Origin of the sequence: Advenella kashmirensis W13003 (assembly GCF_000506985.1) — a bacterium.
In the GTDB taxonomy this organism is placed as follows: domain Bacteria; phylum Pseudomonadota; class Gammaproteobacteria; order Burkholderiales; family Burkholderiaceae_B; genus Advenella; species Advenella kashmirensis_A.
The window spans coordinates 164,136-181,185 of the sequence record NZ_KI650979.1; the positions used below are offsets into that span (position 1 = coordinate 164,136).

At 56.0% G+C, this 17,050-nt stretch carries 15 protein-coding genes; 9 read left to right on the forward strand and 6 right to left on the reverse strand.

The features are described from left to right. Positions 1-9: 9 nt before the first annotated feature. Entirely contained in the window at positions 10-1,110 is a 1,101-nt protein-coding gene (locus W822_RS24990) for a hypothetical protein (protein ID WP_024003222.1), read from the reverse strand. Positions 1,111-1,289: 179 nt separating this feature from the next. On the opposite strand from W822_RS24990, the gene W822_RS24995 reads away from it, so the two are divergent. Next, on the forward strand, positions 1,290-2,207 hold the full coding sequence (locus W822_RS24995; protein ID WP_024003223.1) for a LysR family transcriptional regulator: 918 nt from the start codon (positions 1,290-1,292) through the stop codon (positions 2,205-2,207). Between the two features lie 61 nt (positions 2,208-2,268). Here W822_RS24995 and W822_RS0123050 read toward each other — a convergent pair whose 3' ends face one another. The 4 genes from W822_RS0123050 to W822_RS25010 all read right to left on the reverse strand — a co-directional run bounded on the left by W822_RS0123050 (position 2,269) and on the right by W822_RS25010 (position 5,871). Continuing rightward, positions 2,269-2,694 (reverse strand): GFA family protein, encoded by a 426-nt coding sequence (locus W822_RS0123050; protein WP_031241965.1) that lies wholly within the window; start codon positions 2,692-2,694, stop codon positions 2,269-2,271. A gap of 229 nt (positions 2,695-2,923) precedes the next feature. Continuing rightward, the gene (locus W822_RS25000) at positions 2,924-3,982 is read right to left on the reverse strand and encodes a glycosyltransferase family 9 protein (RefSeq protein WP_024003225.1); all 1,059 of its coding nucleotides are present in this window, start codon (positions 3,980-3,982) and stop codon (positions 2,924-2,926) included. Positions 3,983-4,204: 222 nt separating this feature from the next. After that, a complete protein-coding gene (locus W822_RS25005; protein ID WP_081724240.1) occupies positions 4,205-5,137 on the reverse strand; it encodes a c-type cytochrome in 933 nt (310 codons plus the stop codon). Then, positions 5,134-5,871, reverse strand: a complete 738-nt coding sequence (locus tag W822_RS25010) for a c-type cytochrome (protein WP_081724241.1) — start codon at positions 5,869-5,871, stop codon at positions 5,134-5,136. Before W822_RS25010 ends, W822_RS25005 begins: the two co-directional genes overlap by 4 nt. A gap of 272 nt (positions 5,872-6,143) precedes the next feature. Between W822_RS25010 and W822_RS25015 the strand changes: the two genes are divergently transcribed. The 3 genes from W822_RS25015 to W822_RS25025 are packed head-to-tail and all read left to right on the forward strand — an operon-like array spanning position 6,144 to position 10,289. After that, positions 6,144-7,130: a Bug family tripartite tricarboxylate transporter substrate binding protein gene (locus tag W822_RS25015; protein WP_024003228.1), complete on the forward strand. Its 987-nt coding sequence runs from the start codon at positions 6,144-6,146 to the stop codon at positions 7,128-7,130. 13 nt (positions 7,131-7,143) lie between these two features. Further along, complete coding sequence (locus W822_RS25020) at positions 7,144-9,483, forward strand: cytochrome P450/oxidoreductase (RefSeq protein WP_024003229.1); 2,340 nt, start codon at positions 7,144-7,146, stop codon at positions 9,481-9,483. Next, positions 9,480-10,289: an IclR family transcriptional regulator gene (locus tag W822_RS25025; protein ID WP_024003230.1), complete on the forward strand. Its 810-nt coding sequence runs from the start codon at positions 9,480-9,482 to the stop codon at positions 10,287-10,289. The genes W822_RS25020 and W822_RS25025 overlap by 4 nt, the downstream gene beginning before the upstream one ends. Before the next feature lie 20 nt (positions 10,290-10,309). On the opposite strand, the gene W822_RS25030 is transcribed toward W822_RS25025, so the two are convergent. Beyond that, complete coding sequence (locus W822_RS25030; protein ID WP_051401568.1) at positions 10,310-11,230, reverse strand: LysR substrate-binding domain-containing protein; 921 nt, start codon at positions 11,228-11,230, stop codon at positions 10,310-10,312. 353 nt (positions 11,231-11,583) lie between these two features. Here W822_RS25030 and W822_RS25035 point away from each other — a divergent pair, with 353 nt between their 5' ends. Genes W822_RS25035 through W822_RS25055 form a run of 5 tightly spaced genes read left to right on the forward strand, consistent with a single transcriptional unit; the run spans position 11,584 to position 17,046 of the window. Beyond that, positions 11,584-12,489 carry an FAD binding domain-containing protein gene (locus W822_RS25035; protein WP_024003232.1) on the forward strand — a complete coding sequence of 302 codons (906 nt, stop codon included), beginning with the start codon at positions 11,584-11,586 and terminating at the stop codon, positions 12,487-12,489. 10 nt (positions 12,490-12,499) lie between these two features. Beyond that, a complete protein-coding gene (locus tag W822_RS25040; protein WP_024003233.1) occupies positions 12,500-13,051 on the forward strand; it encodes a (2Fe-2S)-binding protein in 552 nt (183 codons plus the stop codon). Then, complete coding sequence (locus tag W822_RS25045) at positions 13,044-15,467, forward strand: xanthine dehydrogenase family protein molybdopterin-binding subunit (RefSeq protein WP_024003234.1); 2,424 nt, start codon at positions 13,044-13,046, stop codon at positions 15,465-15,467. The genes W822_RS25040 and W822_RS25045 overlap by 8 nt, the downstream gene beginning before the upstream one ends. Continuing rightward, the gene (locus W822_RS25050; protein ID WP_024003235.1) at positions 15,464-16,282 is read left to right on the forward strand and encodes an alpha/beta fold hydrolase; all 819 of its coding nucleotides are present in this window, start codon (positions 15,464-15,466) and stop codon (positions 16,280-16,282) included. The genes W822_RS25045 and W822_RS25050 overlap by 4 nt, the downstream gene beginning before the upstream one ends. A gap of 32 nt (positions 16,283-16,314) precedes the next feature. After that, entirely contained in the window at positions 16,315-17,046 is a 732-nt protein-coding gene (locus W822_RS25055; RefSeq protein WP_024003236.1) for an enoyl-CoA hydratase/isomerase family protein, read from the forward strand. The last annotated feature ends 4 nt before the right edge of the window (positions 17,047-17,050 follow it).

The following is a 17,050-nucleotide window of genomic DNA, read 5'->3' on the forward strand; positions in this document are numbered from 1 at the left end:
TTCTCTTTGTTAAAGTGCGCACGTGCCGCTGGAGCAATCAGGCCCCACGGGTGTCGCGTTCGTATCGATCGGGCGATGGACCGGGGTGCTCATATGCCCCCAGCCCGGGATGACCGCAGAAAATCGACCGGCTGCACCGCCCATCACAAACAGGTGGATATTGTCAGGACTATGAATAATGGGAATGCGTGTGTTGTCCTCGCGCTTGTACCATTTCGGGATGTTGCGGTTATAAACCTTGCCGTAGCGATGGCCATAAGCCAGATCGATAAAGCGGTTTCCATGGTTCATGAAAATATAATTGCGGATATCAGCACGGGTCCAGCCATGTTGTGCGATCGTTTTGGCATGTTCGAGCCCCAGTGCCACAGCCATATGGCCGCCCAGCACCGCGGTATTTGAACCAATGGTGCTCATGACCGAACACACCGTATCCAGAATCCCTTCGGGATCATTCGATACGTGATTGGTCACACTGTGAGGCGCTTCAGCCGCAATCGCAAACACCGTTGATTCTTCAGGCTTGTAGCCATGCTCCACATGGTACGGTGCAAACGGACTTTGCGCTTCGTTTTCACAAACGCAATACGTGTATTTTCCCGGATGTCCAAGCGTGCTCTTGTCCAGATCGCCAGGCCAGGCGCCCCCAACATTGAGCATGATCAGGCGCACTGCACGCCCGATCGTCGCATTGGCGCGATTACCGGAGCCAAATGCATTGGCGCCGCCATTCATACCCAGCTCTTGCGCGATCGGGCCGTTGACGACAATCAGCGGCGAAGCAACGTGCGTGGTGGCCTGCACGCCGTTCAGATTGAATGCCGAATCGGTTAGCGCCAGAATGGCTGCTCTTACCACCGGCGCATAGGCAGCCTTGCAGCCGGCCATCACCATATTGATGGCAAGCACTTCGCGCGTCAGTTCGCCCCAGCGCGGCGCAACCTTGCACTCGACAAATTCGGGGTCGCCCCCCAGCGCCTGCACGACGGCATCAATTTTTTCCTGGGTGGGGGGGACAACCGGCAAACCGTCGCTGAACCCGGCATCGTAATAATATTCAACGAGATCGACGTCTGTGTCTACCGTTGTTGTTTGCATCACTGCGCTCATCGTATCGCTCCTTTTCGAGATGGATGAGGCAATTCTATAGACGGGCCCGATTATTTCCAATTAGAATCTATTAGCATAGATAATTGCTTTTTTGACATAAATATCAGTGCAAATTCGCATTCACCCTATCCCGGCGAGCGCATTCAATTACCGCACCCCATTTACAAGATCAGCTATTCATGACTCGTTCCAAGCAACCCAATCTGAGCGCCAGGGAAATGCTGGCCGTCAAGACCGTCGCAGACTATGGCAGCTTCAATGCCGCAGCCATTACCCTGAACATCTCGCAACCGGTACTGACACGCACGATTCAGCGCGTCGAAGCGCAACTGGGTATCACCCTGTTCGATCGCAATACGCGCAGCGTAGAAATTACCGAGGCGGGAAAAGAGTTTGTGGCCTTGTCTGAACGTGTGCTCAATGACATGCAGATTTATATGCAGGCGATCGAGCAACGCTCGGATCAAAAACGCGGACAGGTGGTGATTTCATCTGTCATGTCCGTGGCCTGCACGGTGCTACCCAAAATCATTGCCCGTTATAAACAATCCCATCCCGGCGTCGATTTGTACATTTATGAAGGCGTACACGGTAATGTGATCGAAAATGTGCGCTCCAGCGTCGCCGACTTTGGATTGACCTACCTGGATGATATTTCGCCCATGTTCGAGGAAAAGCCGCTGAGCACCGAAGCATTTCATGTTGTGCTGTCAAAAGGACACCCGCTTCAGAAGCGCAAGCAGGTGGCCTGGGAGGCATTGAAGAACGAGCAGCTTATATCGCTGCCGGCAGATTCGCGCACCCGCAGGCTGATTGACGCGACGGCAACGACATCCGGCTTTCAGTTGCGGCATAACATAACCGTCACGCAATTTACTTCTATGATGCAGTTTGTCGCGGATGGTGTCGGGATTGCCATTGTTCCCGAGGGATCACTGGCCGGGGCCCTAAACATCGGCCTGGCCACGCGCCCGCTGGTGCAACCCAAAGTCAGCCGGGTACTGGGACTTGTTACCCTGAAAGAACGTAGTCATTCGATCTTTGCTCAGGAAATGATGCGACAGATTGAAATGGACTGGAAGGTGTTGCGGGAGTAACATACTCTCGCTGATCGGCGGCCCATCATCTGCCCGCTAAGAAACAACACGGCGGACCATTTCAGCTCTCTTTTAGCGCGAAAGGAAAGATTTCCTGGTCGTATTGTGGATGAGCATCGGTTATATCAAACCAGGATGCCTTGTCCGTCACGTAGACATGGATGTCGGGTTTGACGCCCGGGTCATCATCTAAAGCGCCCAATGGCAATCCGTAGCGGGATGAATCATAATCGAAGCGGCTTACTATTGGTGAGCCGCAGACGCGACAGAACCCCCGATGGTTACCTGGCGACGATTCGTAAAAATTGATCAAACTGTCTCCCTGCGTGATTTTAAAATCAGCAGAATTGACTCGTGCGCAGCTGCGAAATGCAGCGCCATGGGCTTTACGACACATTTGACAGTGACAATTAAGCGCCCCGGTCAGCGGTCCGGAAATTTCGAACGTGATACCACCACATAGACAGCTTCCCCGAGTGTTTGACATGGCCCCTTCTCCTAGTTAAATCCAATTTCGATCGCAATATCATTTTTAACACTATTTCAACCCGCATCGTTGAATTGTTTTCCGTGTCATATGCATGCTTGTAGGTTGGAACCAGGAATTGGCGACCATGGATTTCTGGAGGAACGTTGCGCCACCTTGCGGTTCAGCCATTCACCGCGCGATGATGCTGATCTCGTTCAGGCATTTTGACCGTTCTACGGCTGGCATTTCAGAGTAAGGGAATTTGATCTGCCGCAGCAAGTGTTCCCGGCACATCGAGGTCGCATACGATATGCGATGTCGCGCCAGGTGGCACGAACGCCAATGATTTGCGTGTCCGCACCATTGCCACCACCGGCACCTTCAGCGCCGCTGCCATATGCATCGGCCCGGAATCGGGCGTCACCATCAGTCGTGCCCGGGCCAGCATGGCAGCAAATATCCGTAGCGGCTGAGGCGGACACAGCGCGCCTAGTGACAGTGACTGCATTGCATGCTGCAAATGAGGAATCATCGCGGTCTCTTCAGGACCGACGAAAACGACGAACCGTTTCCGGGCCTGATTCAGGTCATTGATCAATGCCACCCAGAAAGACAGGGGACAGACTTTGTCGGCATGTCCGCCTACAAAAACGGCCACAAACGGCTCTACCCCGTGCGCGCCGTCTGCCGCCAATCCAAGAGCCTGCAGACGATCGATTGCACACGTCATTTCGTCATTGGATAAAGCCAGTTGCGTACTGACTGCGCCCGCTGTTCCCAGCGCGGTTGAAAACGCCGCGCCCGCATCATACGCATTGACGATCGGCTCCCCGACTTTGATGTCATACCAATCAGCATCACCCTTGGGCTTGCCCATCACATAACGGGCGCCCAGCATCGAGGCAAGAACCAGGCCACTCAGGGAACTGGGGGCCAGTTGCACCGCAAGGTCATAACGCCTTGCCCGCAAGCGGCGCAGCAAAGACACCGTCCGCCAAGGTTTCAGAATGTTCGATCTGGACACGGCCGCAACATTATCTACCGGTAAATTCTTAAAGAGCGTTGCGGTTTTGTCGGTAACGAGAAAATCGATTTGTGCATCCGGGAAGCGTTCCCGCAGTGGGGCAATGATGGCAGTGGCCAGGATGGCATTGCCGATACGGTAGTTGGGGCGCACGACGATGATTCGGGAAATGTTCTGGAGCGCGCTCGCCGATATTTCCTTTCTGGTGCCGCAAGCGGCTCCCAGCGCGGCAAAAACGGCTTTTTTGGCGATCTGTTCCAGCTTTTTGGCAAAGGCGCCCATCACACATCCCTCTTACTTCGCAGGTGTACTGGGCGCGTCGAGCCCCAAGTCGTAAAACGGTCACGCTGACAGCATCGGTGTTCCCCTTGAAACATCTTTGTGTCTGGCGTGCGGCTAAATATACGCTTGGTTTATTACAACTTTAATGCTGTCGATTGATTGACGTCCCGCCATCCGGCAGGCACTTCTGCCGCAAGGGGGGTGGCGCCGGGATTTTTTGTTTCAATTTTTTTGCGGCTGGGCGTTGTTTTTCAGGCGTCCTCCTGGCTCCACTGAGTTCTCACCCAATACAACCCCGTTAACCTTCTGACCATACAGATTATCTCCGCCATCATGATACTTCTTGCGCGTGGTTTCGACATCAACGGTAAAGCGCGGATCCTGGGGACGTTCATGCGAATTCATGAAATAGGCCACGTCCCATGCCTGCTGGTCTGTGAGGGCACCGGGATTGCCGAGCGGCATGTTGCTTTTGATAAAAGCCGCAGCATTGGGAATCTGGTGCATGCCTGCTCCCCAGTTGAATGAATCATCTCCCCACAGTGCCGGAAACACGGTTTTACCCGCCGCTTTCCGCCCTTCTCCGTTCTGTCCATGGCAAACAGCGCAATTGGCCATAAAGACTTGCTTGCCACGCTCCAGGTCCATCGTCTGCGCGGGTGCGGCAAGTTTCCTGTAGCCCTGGCCCTCCAGCTTGACACCTGTGGGCGCTTTGCTGGCCATCCAATACATGTAGGTGGTGATGGCCAAAATGGCTTCAGAATCTGCGGCGGGCGCCTTGCCGTTCATGCTGAACCGGAAACATCCCTGCAGGCGTTCGGCCAGACTATTGACATGACCATTTTTCGCACGATAGGCAGGATAAAGAACGTAGGCACCCCACATCGGCGCAGAATCGGAGCGCCGGCCTGCATCCAGGTGGCAGTTGACACAGTTAAGCGAATTGCCGACGTTGTCGGGAAGCATCTGCGAGGTGTGCAGGAAATAGTCCTGTCCTTTGCGCACCATATCGCCGAATTCATTTTTGGGGATGGCATCCGCCGGCGGCGGTGAGAACGATTCTGCCGCGAGGGCCTGATTCAATGACAGCGCCAACAGCGCTGCAGTCAGTACCCGCAGCCATTTGAATATATGATTCATTGCTCTGGCGCTCATTTGACCTCTCCTTTTTGCTGAACATCAACGTTCACGACAGGCTTCAATACGCCTTTCGCAAAATAGGTGCTGACCTGGGCGATCTGTTCATCGCTCAGGTTCCTGGCCAAATGCGTCATGAGTTTATGGGTATCTTCGCCCCGATCGCCCGATTTCATTGCAGTCAGCTGCGCTTTCAAATACTGCTCCGGTTGCCCGGCCAGTGCGGGAAAAACGGGCTCGACACCAATGCCTCCGGGACCATGGCATTGCACGCAGGCGGGAATATAGGGATTCTCACTTCCACGATGCGCCAGCCAGGCGCCTGTATCCGCGACAGGATACGTCTGGACCAGATTAGCGAGTTTGTCCCGATCGAAAACCGGCGGGAGGGACTCGTAATACGCGGCAACGGCCGCACGCTGCTCTTCGGAAAGTGCCTTGGCCAAGGGCTGCATGATGGGTTGCTTGCGCGACCCATCGGCGAAATGCGCAAGTTGTTCAATCAGGTATTGCGCGGGCTGGCCGGCCAGGTAAGGATATCCCGCGGCCGCCAATCCTTCTCCCTTGGCTCCATGACAACTTACACAGGCAGGCTGGCCGCTCGCTCCCTTGAGCGCGATCTCGCTGCCTTGCTGAATCTGTCCGCTATCGGCCGCATGGGCTGTCCATGTTGCCGCCGCCATACAGGCGAACAATAGCTGCCGGCGGATTGTGTTATCGGTGCGATAGGTCATACGAATTCGATTCACCATAGCTTTTCCCTAGTTGCGGCAGGGCGAAGATCGCTGGCTCCCGCCTGCTTATTAATGATGACTATAAATTATATGCTTATTATATTTAATAATATAGATCGATAAAGCCATCCACGGAAGATATTACGAAGTGACATGCTGCACGCAATTGGCCCAGCAAATGATCAAGCCGGCTTTTTATTTCATTTGTATTGTATTGATTACGCAATGCGTATATCATTTACGCAATAAAGCAGCGCCCACGCAGCACCTACATCAAAATCGGAGACAACATGCGCATTCGCACCTGCCTGACATCCTGTTCGCTGACCCTGATCGCCTGCAGCCTGACCTTTACCGCAGCCCCGGCCCGGGCACAGTCTTTCCCCGACAAACCCATTCGCTGGATCGTGCCCTATCCTGCGGGTGGCGGGTCGGATTTTCTGGCGCGCACCATCGGCCAAAGCCTGTCGGAAGATATTAAACAGTCCGTCGTCATCGACAACAAACCGGGTGGCAATACCGCCATCGCAGCCAGCGACACGGCGCGCGCCGCTCCAGACGGTTACACTGTTCTGTCGGCCGATAACGGCACCATGGTCTTCAACTCGGCACTATACAAAAAACTTTCCTACGATCCGGTCAGGGATCTGGCACCAGTCACTCTGCTTGGACGCTTTCCCATGATCCTGGTGGTCAACCCGGCCAGCGATATCAAAAACCTGAAAGACTTTGTCGAACATGTCAAAAGCAGCAATGGCAGCATCAACTATGGCTCTGCGGGTGCCGGCAGCCCCCATCATTTGGCCATGGAACTGTTCAAGACGGAAGCAGGTCTGAAAATGACCCATGTGCCCTACCGTGGCGCCGCGCCTTCGCTGACCGATCTTGCAGGCGGCCAGGTGCAGGCCATGATGGTTGATCTGGCGGCAGGTGCGGGTTTCCTGAAAGGCGGAAAAATACGGCCCCTGGCCGTGGCAAGCGCCAGGCGTTTGCCGCAGTTGCCTGACGTCCCTACGTTTGCCGAGTCCGGTTATCCCAATGTAGAAGCGGCCGCACTGGTTGGAATGGTGGCCCCGGCAAAAACGCCCACAGATATCCTGGCCAGCCTGAATAAAAGTGTTGTCGCCGCATTGAACAAACCCGCGACACACAAGAAACTGGTTGAGTTCGGCATAGAGCCGGTGGGCGACACACCAGAGCAATACAGCAAACTGCTGGAGGATGAACGCACCCGCTGGCACAAACTGATCAAAGACCTGAACATTACCCTGGACTGATCCGGATTACGCCATGAACACCTCTTCCACTTCACAATCAACACAGGCGCAATGCCCCTTCTCCGGTGCAGGCAGCAACGCGCCTGCTGGTTATCCGGTCAGTCCGCGCGCTGCGCAGTTCGATCCCTTCGAAGATGCCTACCAGCAGGACCCGCCGGAATATGTGAAATGGTCTCGCGAAGAGGAACCGGTCTTTTTCAGTCCCAAACTGGGATACTGGGTGGTGACCCGCTACGAAGACATCAAGCAGATATTTCGCGACAACATCACCTTCAGCCCCTCTATTGCACTTGAAAAAATCACACCGACCGGACCTGAAGCCAACGCTGTACTGGAGTCCTACAATTACGGCATGAGCCGGACACTGGTCAATGAGGATGAACCGGCACATATGCCACGCCGCCGCCTGCTGATGGAGCCGTTTACTGTCGATGCACTCAAGCACCACGAGCCCATGGTGCGCCAGCTCACTCGCCAGTACGTCGACCAATTTGTCAATGATGGAAAAGCGGATCTGGTGGAACAGATGCTGTGGGAAGTCCCCTTGACCGTCGCCCTGCATTTTCTGGGCGTTCCGGAAGAAGACATGGACACCCTGCGCAAGTATTCCATCGCTCATACCGTCAATACCTGGGGTCGCCCGAAGCCGGAAGAACAGGTGGCTGTCGCGCATGCAGTGGGCAACTTCTGGCAACTGGCTGGCCAGATTCTGGAGAAAATGCGCAAGAATCCAGAGCAACCCGGCTGGATGCAATACGGTATTCGCATGCAGCAGACAAACCCGGAGGTGGTAACCGATTCCTACCTGCATTCCATGATGATGGCGGGCATTGTGGCTGCGCATGAAACCACGGCCAACGCCTCTGCCAACGCCATCAAACTGCTGCTGTCACACCCTCATGTCTGGCAGGAAATCTGTGAGGACCCGAGCCTGATTCCCAACGCGGTGGAAGAATGCCTGCGTCATAACGGTTCGGTCGCAGCATGGCGCAGACTGGCGACACGTGATGTGCAAATCGGCGGCGTCGACATTGCAGCAGGTTCGAAATTGCTGATTGTGAGCTCATCGGCCAATCATGACGAACGTCATTTTGCCGATGCCGATCTGCTGGACATCCGGCGTGAAAATGCCAGCGACCAGTTGACCTTCGGCTATGGTTCCCATCAATGCATGGGCAAGAATCTGGCGCGCATGGAAATGCAGATTTTTCTTGAAGAGCTCACACTGCGCCTGCCCCATTTGAGATTATCAGAGCAGACGTTTACCTACGTACCCAACACCTCATTCCGGGGGCCGGAACATTTATGGGTCCATTGGGATCCTTCTGAGAATCCGGAACGCCACAACCCCGCTATCCTGGGCAAGCAACATCCGGTGCGGCTTGGCGAGCCTTCCACCCATTCATTGTCGCGCCAGGTTGTGGTTCAGGAAACAGAGATGCTGACGGACGACATCATGCGAATCCGTCTGGCGGCAGCCGACGGCCAGACGCTGCCCCGCTGGACGCCCGGATCTCATATTGACCTGGTGTGTGGCGATCTGGGTATTTCTCGACAATATTCACTTTGCGGCGACCCGACGAATCCTCAAGTGCTGGAGATTGCCGTCTTGCGCGAAGACGCAGGTCGCGGTGGCTCGGCATGGGTACATCAGCACATCCGTAGTGGACTTCCCTTGCACATTCGTGGTCCACGCAACCACTTTCACTTCGATGAGCAAACCAAAAAAGCCATCTTGATTGCAGGCGGCATCGGCATTACGCCTATCAGTGCAATGGCGCGCGCAGCCCGAGCGCGGGGAATGGACTACCAGATTCACTATTGCGGCCGCAGCCGCAAGAGTATGGCATTGCTCGCGTCGTTGCAAGAGCATGGTGATCGCTTGCATGTCTATCCTGCAGATGAAGGCCGGCGTGCAGATTTTGCCAGCCTGCTGGCCGCACCGGACGCCGACACGCAGATCTATGCCTGCGGCCCGCAACGCCTGACCGACTGTCTGCAGAAAATCTGCGAAAGCTGGCCGGACGACGCATTGCATATCGAACACTTTCATTCCACGCTGGGCAAACTCGATCCAGGCAAAGAACACGCGTTTGAGGCTGAACTGAAGCAGACAGGAATGACCGTTACCGTTGCCGCCGACCAAACACTACTGGAAGCCTTGCGCGCTGCCAATATCGACATCCAGAGCGACTGCGAAGAAGGCCTGTGCGGTTCCTGTGAAGTCAGCGTGCTGGCAGGTCAACCGGACCATAGGGATGTGGTGCTCACCCGCTCCGAGCGTATAGCGGGCAACAAAATGATGAGTTGCTGCTCCCGCGCCATAGACCAACGTATTGTGCTGGATTTATGACCGTCACCACCACGACTCCCATCCGTAACCGCGAACGTCGGCAAAGCGTACAGGCAGCCGACACCGTGGTCGCCGTGCTTAAAGGGCTGTCCAGCCTGGGAGGGAGCGCCAGCCTGACCGGGCTGGCCTTACATCTGGACGAAAATCCTGCCAAAGTCCATCGCTACCTGGTGAGCCTGATGGACGGCGGGCTGGTAACACAAAACGCCAATACCCAACAATACACGCTCGGTCTGGAGTCAATGCTGATCGGCCTCGCAGCCATGCGACAAGCCGACCCCGTCAGAATAGCCGAGCCTGCCCTGATACATCTGCGCGAGCAATTGGGCATTACCAGTTTTATTGCTGTCATGGGCAACAAAGGCCCGACGATCGTGCGTATGGAAGAGCCCAGCCTGCCGGTGACCGTAAACGTGCGGGTGGGCTCAGTCCTCTCTTTTCTGTGGTCGGCCACGGGTGGAGTGTTTCTGGGGCTGCACGACGAGCCCGGGGTTCGCGCAATGGCAAGACTGGAATTTGATGCACTGGACAAAACCCAGAACCCACCCGCAGCATTCGATGTCCTGGTTACGCAGTTGCATGATGAAATACATCAATTTCAGTGTGTTTGCGTCAGGGACACCAATCTGAAAGGCATCAGCGCCGTCGCCGCGCCGGTATTTAATTATGCCGGGCAACTGGCTGCCGTGCTCACCGCCCTGGGCGCCAGCGGCGGCTTTGATACGTCGCTGGACGGGCCGATTGCCATCGCCGTTCGTGAACAGGCGCAACGCATCAGCCGGCAGCTGGGCTACAGCGTGCCGTGAGGAATGAGTTCTGTTCCGCGTTATAGTACCCAATCCCGATCCGCAGCCCATGCGGTGATTGATCGCTCAGTATCACGGCCTTCCTTTTGCAACCATTTGCAAAATTCGGAAGCCGGCGACGCTGCCCGCAGCGGGGCGGTGCTGTTGGCATAATATGTCCGCCGTTTTATACCCAGGGGGCCGAACGGAACGCAGAGGCGACCGGAAATAATGTCGTCTATTGCTAAAAACAATGGAACCATGGCCAATCCCAATCCCTCCGACGCGGCTTGCAAAGCGAAGTACATTTGTTCGAATCTCAGCATATTGGCCGGTTTCAGATCGGGCACGCCGGTTGCTCCCAGCCATTCACTCCATGAGTACGGTTCGGTGGCGTAACTGATGAGCGTATGCGCCTCCAAATCACGCGGATGGATCAGGTGCATGGTTTCCTGCAGGTCGACGTGACAGATTGGAGCAATGATCTCGGTCATGAACGGAACCGACTTGAAGTGACTCAGCGGCCCGTGCTGTCCGCGAATGGCAATATCATATGTATTCTCCTGAAAATTGAGCGGATCCACCGACGTCGTCAGGCGTACTTCAACATCCGGATATCTGCGCTGAAAAGCCGAGAGGCGCGGAATCAGCCAGCGCATTGTAAATGTGGGAGGCGCATTGGCGCGCAGCACGACTGGCGAAGCCTGCTTCGTCACATGTATTGATGCGGCCACAAGGCGGTCGAGTGCTGCCGATACCTCAATGAGATACCCACGACCCGCTTCCGTAAGCGTCAATTGTGATGGGGCTCTGTGAAATAGAGCGACACCCAGCCATTCTTCCAACAGCGCGACCTGGCGGCTAACGGCCCCATGGGTCACGTTCAGTTCCGCTGCGGCTTTGGTAAAGCTAACATGACGCGCTGCCACTTCGAACGCTCGCACGGCATTGAGTGGAGGCATTTTTTTGATGAGAGGTCTCCTTTTTCCAGACTTTCCAGCGTAACGTAACCGCACGCCGCGTTGATATTATTACGTCGCCGCGAAACCTTCAACCTCTTCGTGGCCCGCAACGCCGCCAGGTCTACTCCACCTTTGCGGTCACTGCGTTCATTCTCGCGGGAGCATGAGAATAACTCACGCTCCCCCAAATTAAGTCGTTTGCTGCGTCCGACTGCTGCACTGATAATTTGCAGGACAGAATCAATTTTCGCTTCACACGCGTTCAAGATGAGAATGATGGATAGCAACCCCTTTTGTGCGATAAACCCCGGCGTTGTGCGTAGCACAGTGGCGCCTCAAAGGCGGACCACTTTATGAAAGCCGCCCCTTTTGAATATGTTCTGGCCGAAACCACCGGCCACGCACTGGAATTCCTGGACCAGTATGGCATGGAAGCGAGAACCCTGGCCGGAGGCCAGAGCCTGGTCCCGATGATGGCCATGCGACTGGCGCGCCCTGCCATGCTTTTGGATATCAATCGCCTGGTGGAACTTAAACATGTGGACATAAGCGACAACGCAGTATCAATGGGCGCGACAACCCGACAGCGCACCATTGAGGACAGCGTTGACGTGCACAAAGCGATTCCTCTGGTACGCGATGCCCTGCGCTGGGTGGGTCATACCCAGACACGCAACCGCGGCACGATCGGCGGCAGCCTTGTCCATGCGGACCCATCCGCCGAACTGCCCCTGGCCGCGGTTGTGTTGAATGCCAAGCTGCATCTGAGCAGTCTGGCGCAAGGTGAACGTCAGATTGACGCCCAGGACTTCTTTCTGGGTCCGATGTTCACCGTGACATCTGAAACCGAGTGTCTGACCCGTATTGAGTGGCCTGTCTGGCAAGGCAATGGCATCGTCACCGCTTTTGACGAAACGTCCATGCGCCACGGCGATTTCGCCATGGCATCGGCAGCCTGTCAATTACAGATCGACGAGGATGGCGTCTGCCGACGCGCCGCCATAGGAATGGGTGGCGTCGATGGCGTGCCGCGATCTTTTCCTGAATTGGCGCAGGAACTCGTAGGGCAGCGCATCAATCCGCGAATGGCTTTGGAGGTAGCACATTGCGCCGCACAGCAGACCGAACCAGGGTCCGATCTCCACGCCAGCGCAGAGTATCGCCGGCATCTTGCCGTTGTGATGCTATCGAGAGTATTGGCCGCAGCATCGAATTCGGGCCCGACCGATACAACTGCGTCCGCCGTCCAAGTCCAGTAAAGGAGTTTTCATGCAACCCCCACTCGTATCAGTCGAGATCAAAATCAATGGCCTGATCCGGACTCAGACAATAGAGCCGCGCACCACACTGATCGATTTTCTCCGTGATCATCTGGGACTCACGGGCACACACGCAGGATGCGAACATGGTGTCTGCGGGGCCTGTTCGGTGTTGCTCGACGGCGATCCTGTCAGATCCTGCTGCATGTTCGCAGTACAGGCCAACGGGATGTCCGTTACCACCGTGGAAGGTCTGGCGCCGCAACGCGGCTGTCTGTCCAAAATCCAGGATGCCTTCTGCGAAACACATGCGCTCCAGTGCGGCTACTGTACCCCAGGCATGCTTATTGCCTGCCACGCCCTGGTGGATAAAACGCCTCAGCCGGACGAAGCCCAGATACGCGATGCCATCGGCGGGAATCTTTGCCGATGCACCGGGTACCAGCAGATTGTAGATGCAGTAAAACTGGCTACGACGCCTGGATACCAAATCAAAGAAGCGTCCGCTACTGCCACCCGAAAAATGGCGAAAACCGTTATTCCGGGAGACTCGAATGACTGATCCCCGGCACCCTGCATATAACGCTTTCAAATATATCGGTCGCCGCCGTCGGGCCGTGGAGCACCGGCGCTTTGTCACGGGTCAGGGACATTATGCCGCCGACGTTGCCTTGCCGGGCCTCTTGCATGTGGCGATCGTCGCCAGCCCCTACGCAAGCGCACGCATCGTCTCTATCGAGACTGCGGAAGCGCTTGCCATGCCCGGTGTGCACGACGTGCTGACAGGAGAAGAACTGACCAGCCAAATCGAGCCGATGCTGCCCGGGGTCGACGCTCCGAAAGTAGCCCGCTATCCGCTGGCAAGCGGCGTGGTGCGATATGCGGGTGAATGGGTGGCTGCAGTCGTTGCCGACACGCGTGCGCTGGCCGAAGACGCGGCCGAAAGGGTTTTGGTCGAATACGAGCAGACCCCGCATGTGATGGATACAGAGGCGGCGATGGCAGAAGATGCCCCCCAGGTTCATCCCGCACATGGCCACAATATCATCTGGCATCGCAAGTTTGTGTGGGGGCCGGTAGATGACCATTTTTCCGGCGCCGACCATCAGCTGAGCTACCGCGCCCGCTGGGCCCGCAGCTCCACGGTTCCCATCGAGACGTTTGTGGCGACATGCGCATGGAGCGATGCGACGCAAATCCTGGACGTATGGGCATCTATTCAAATGCCGAAATATCCGGATCTGCTCGCCAAATGCCTGCGCCTGCCGGGCAACAGCGTGCGGGTCCACTTCGATGTGGACGTAGGCGGCAGCTATGGCGTCAAGCGCGGTCTGAAGCATTCCATTTTAGTGGGCTATCTTGCGAAGAAACTGGGCCGCCCGGTGCGCTTTCTCGAAGATCGACTGGAAAATATGCGTGGCGGGGACATGCAGGGCCCTGACCGTATATTCGATGTAACGCTGGCCTTTGACGGCGATGGCACGATCCGTTCCATGCGCATGCGTGCAATAGATGATATCGGCGCCTACTCCGGGCGCTCTCCCTTGCAACTGGGCAAGCCTGTAGGCGCTATCGTGGGGCCTTATCGAATCGGAAGCGTGGAGTACGACGCCTATTCAGTCATGACCAACAAAACGCCGCAGGAGGCGGTCAGGGGTTTTGGTCAGGCGCCGACCAACTATGCCATAGAAACAGGCATGGACAAGGTTGCACGTTTTCTGAATATGGACCGCATTGCATTGCGGCGCAAGAATTTGATCGGGAAAGACGAATTTCCCTATCTGATTCCAAGTGGCACTCACTATGATTCGGGCGATTACGAAACGGTGCTGGACAAGGCCCTGGCCGCTGCGCCTTACGAAGAAATATTGAAACAACGCGATCTAATGCGTGCGCAGGGCAAACTTGCCGGCATCGGGATTGCGACCTGTCTGGAACCATCGGGTGGCAACTCGGCATTCGAACCGCTCTTTAACGCCAAAAACGAAACCACCACCTGGATGGACGCATGTCTGATCCGCATTGATCTGAACGGTGCCGTCACCGCGCTGATGGGCACGTCCACCTCGGGTCAGGCGCATGAGACACTCGTATCTACCGTCGTTGGAGAAATACTGCAGAGGGAACCCGATACGGTGCGGGTATTGCACGCCGATTCGCTCAACGCGCTTCCGTCCAACAGCCCGGTAGGCAGTCGCATGGCCATCATGCTGGGAGGAGCGGCCGCCGGCGCCGCAAAGATACTCAAAGCAAAGTTGCTGGCGATCGCAGCGCATAACTTCAAGGTAAGCGACGATGCGCTCACTTACGAAGATGGCGATATTTTCCTGCGGAGCGAGCCGACACAGCGTCTTTCCTGGAAGGCCCTCGTCGAAATCGCGCATCGCAAATATCACTGCATGCCGGCAGGCATGGAACCCGGCCTGCAGGAAAAGTTCTGCTGGGAGGTACCGACCGGCGGCAAACTTCCGACCGAGGATGGCCGCGTACAAATGTACCCATGTCACTCTTTCGAATGCCATGTCGTTCTAGCCAGTATTGACGTCGATACCGGAAAAGCGACCTTGCACCGGTATGTGGTCGGCCACGATTGCGGCGTCATGATCAGTCCGGACGTCGTGCATGGCATGACCTACGGTGGTGTGGCGCATGGCCTGGGCGCAGCGCTTCTCGAGAAGTTCGCTTACTCGGATGAAGGCCAGTTGCTCTCGGGCACCTTTATGGATTATCTGCTGCCAAGCTCCGAAGAAGTCCCGTCGATCACAATCGTGGATCACTGCACGCCTTCTCCGCTTACGGTCTTCGGTCAAAAAGGCTCCGGCGAAGCGGGCTATCTGGGCGGCCCGGCAGCCATCGCCAGTGCACTGAACGATGCGCTTGCGACTGTCGATGTTTCCGTCGACGAACTTCCAATGACCCCACAATCGATCTGGCGTGTATTGCGTCCAGCCTCTCTTTTGACAAAGGAAACAATATGATCGACGCTTTAGAGCGCCATACCATACGTGGCGTGACCGCCGAACTGGCAGTTTATCTTCAGGGTCCGCAGGACGGCACACCCGTCATCATGACGCACTCCATCCTTTCCTCCAGCGCAATGTGGGACGAGCAGGCAATTCTGCTGGCTGAAAAGGGTTTTCGCGTCATCCGTTTCGATACCGCCGGACATGGCAAGTCCTCGGCTCCTGCTGCTATTTTCACGATGGACGAGCTCGCGGCCGATACGGTTGCAGTGCTCGAAGCGCTGGATATTCGCAGCGCACACTATGTGGGTTTATCGCTGGGTGGCATGAGCGGATTTGGTTTCGGCATCCTCCATAGTGGGTGCGCTTTGAGCCTTGTGCTATGCGATGCTCGCGCTGACGCGCCGGCAGAGGTCGCGTTACCGTGGGATGACCGTATTGCGTTAGCGGAACAGCATGCCAGTTGCGCGCCGCTTGCCGATCCGACGATAGCGCGCTGGTTTGGCGAATCGTTTCTGAAAAAGCGCCCGGACGTTGGAGAGCGATTCCGCTCGATTGCCCGACATACATCAGTGCAAGGGTTTGTCTGTAGTGCACTTGCCATTCAATCGCTCAATTACCTGGGCGATGTCGGCAATATCGAGGCCCCCACCACTTTCATTGTCGGCGCCAACGACGGCGTACTTCCCGAAGCGATGCGTGACATCCAGGCGCGGGTTTCCGGCTCTGCACTGGACGTCATTCCCAATGCGGGCCATCTTCCCAACATTGATCAGCCAGACGCCTTTAACGCAGCCCTGATGCGCCACTTTGAACGTCTGGCCGTATGACACCGTTTTCAAACCCACTGGAGCTTTCCCCTATGCATCAACACCTGAAGGTCGAACAAAAAGGCCGTTTGCTCAATATCACTCTGAATCGTGCCGAGGACAACGGGGTATCCGATAGCATGGCGTCGGCGCTTTCGAGCGTTTTGCTCAAGGCTCACGAAACATCCGATGCCGTGCTGCTCAGAAGCGCAGGTCCAGATTTCTGCACGGGACGAATCAGGGATGCCGGACCGACCCCGGCTGCCTCCGAAGCCTACACTCGCAGGGACGAATACGATGGCATTTTTGGCAGCTATCAGGCTATGCGTGGTGCGAAGGTCCCGATCATCGGCGTAATAGAAGGCCGATGCATGGGTTTTGGCACGGCTATCGCCTCGCTGTGCGATGTCAGCTTCGCCAGCGATGCCGCAACATTCAACATCCCCGAAATTGGCCATAATGTTATGCCAACCATGGTCATGTCCGCAGTCTATGATCGTATGAACCGGAATGCAATTTTGTGGATGGCCTACTCCACCGATTTTATCGATGCACAGCGGGCACTCGCCTACGGTCTTGTTAGTCAGGTGGTTCCGGCCGCTGAACTGGAAAACGAAGTGGCGCGGTTTGTGCAACTGCTGCTATCGCGACCCCGGCCCGCCATTTTGGGGTTGAAAGAATATTTGCGTGTGGCGCCACGCATGGACGAACAGGCCGCCATCGATTACGCAAGAACGCTACATTCCATGGTGAATACTGCCGCCGCCATGAAAAAGGATCATTGACCTT

Coding starts and splice junctions, on each gene's coding strand:
- W822_RS25005 (WP_081724240.1), bottom strand. CDS start 5,137: ATGAGCGCCAGAGCAATGAATCATATATTCAAATGGCTGCGGGTACTG.
- W822_RS0123050 (WP_031241965.1), bottom strand. CDS start 2,694: ATGTCAAACACTCGGGGAAGCTGTCTATGTGGTGGTATCACGTTCGAA.
- W822_RS25045 (WP_024003234.1), top strand. CDS start 13,044: ATGACTGATCCCCGGCACCCTGCATATAACGCTTTCAAATATATCGGT.
- W822_RS25020 (WP_024003229.1), top strand. CDS start 7,144: ATGAACACCTCTTCCACTTCACAATCAACACAGGCGCAATGCCCCTTC.
- W822_RS25035 (WP_024003232.1), top strand. CDS start 11,584: ATGAAAGCCGCCCCTTTTGAATATGTTCTGGCCGAAACCACCGGCCAC.
- W822_RS24990 (WP_024003222.1), bottom strand. CDS start 1,110: ATGAGCGCAGTGATGCAAACAACAACGGTAGACACAGACGTCGATCTC.
- W822_RS25040 (WP_024003233.1), top strand. CDS start 12,500: ATGCAACCCCCACTCGTATCAGTCGAGATCAAAATCAATGGCCTGATC.
- W822_RS25030 (WP_051401568.1), bottom strand. CDS start 11,230: ATGCCTCCACTCAATGCCGTGCGAGCGTTCGAAGTGGCAGCGCGTCAT.
- W822_RS25010 (WP_081724241.1), bottom strand. CDS start 5,871: ATGGTGAATCGAATTCGTATGACCTATCGCACCGATAACACAATCCGC.
- W822_RS25025 (WP_024003230.1), top strand. CDS start 9,480: ATGACCGTCACCACCACGACTCCCATCCGTAACCGCGAACGTCGGCAA.
- W822_RS25050 (WP_024003235.1), top strand. CDS start 15,464: ATGATCGACGCTTTAGAGCGCCATACCATACGTGGCGTGACCGCCGAA.
- W822_RS25015 (WP_024003228.1), top strand. CDS start 6,144: ATGCGCATTCGCACCTGCCTGACATCCTGTTCGCTGACCCTGATCGCC.
- W822_RS25000 (WP_024003225.1), bottom strand. CDS start 3,982: ATGGGCGCCTTTGCCAAAAAGCTGGAACAGATCGCCAAAAAAGCCGTT.
- W822_RS25055 (WP_024003236.1), top strand. CDS start 16,315: ATGCATCAACACCTGAAGGTCGAACAAAAAGGCCGTTTGCTCAATATC.
- W822_RS24995 (WP_024003223.1), top strand. CDS start 1,290: ATGACTCGTTCCAAGCAACCCAATCTGAGCGCCAGGGAAATGCTGGCC.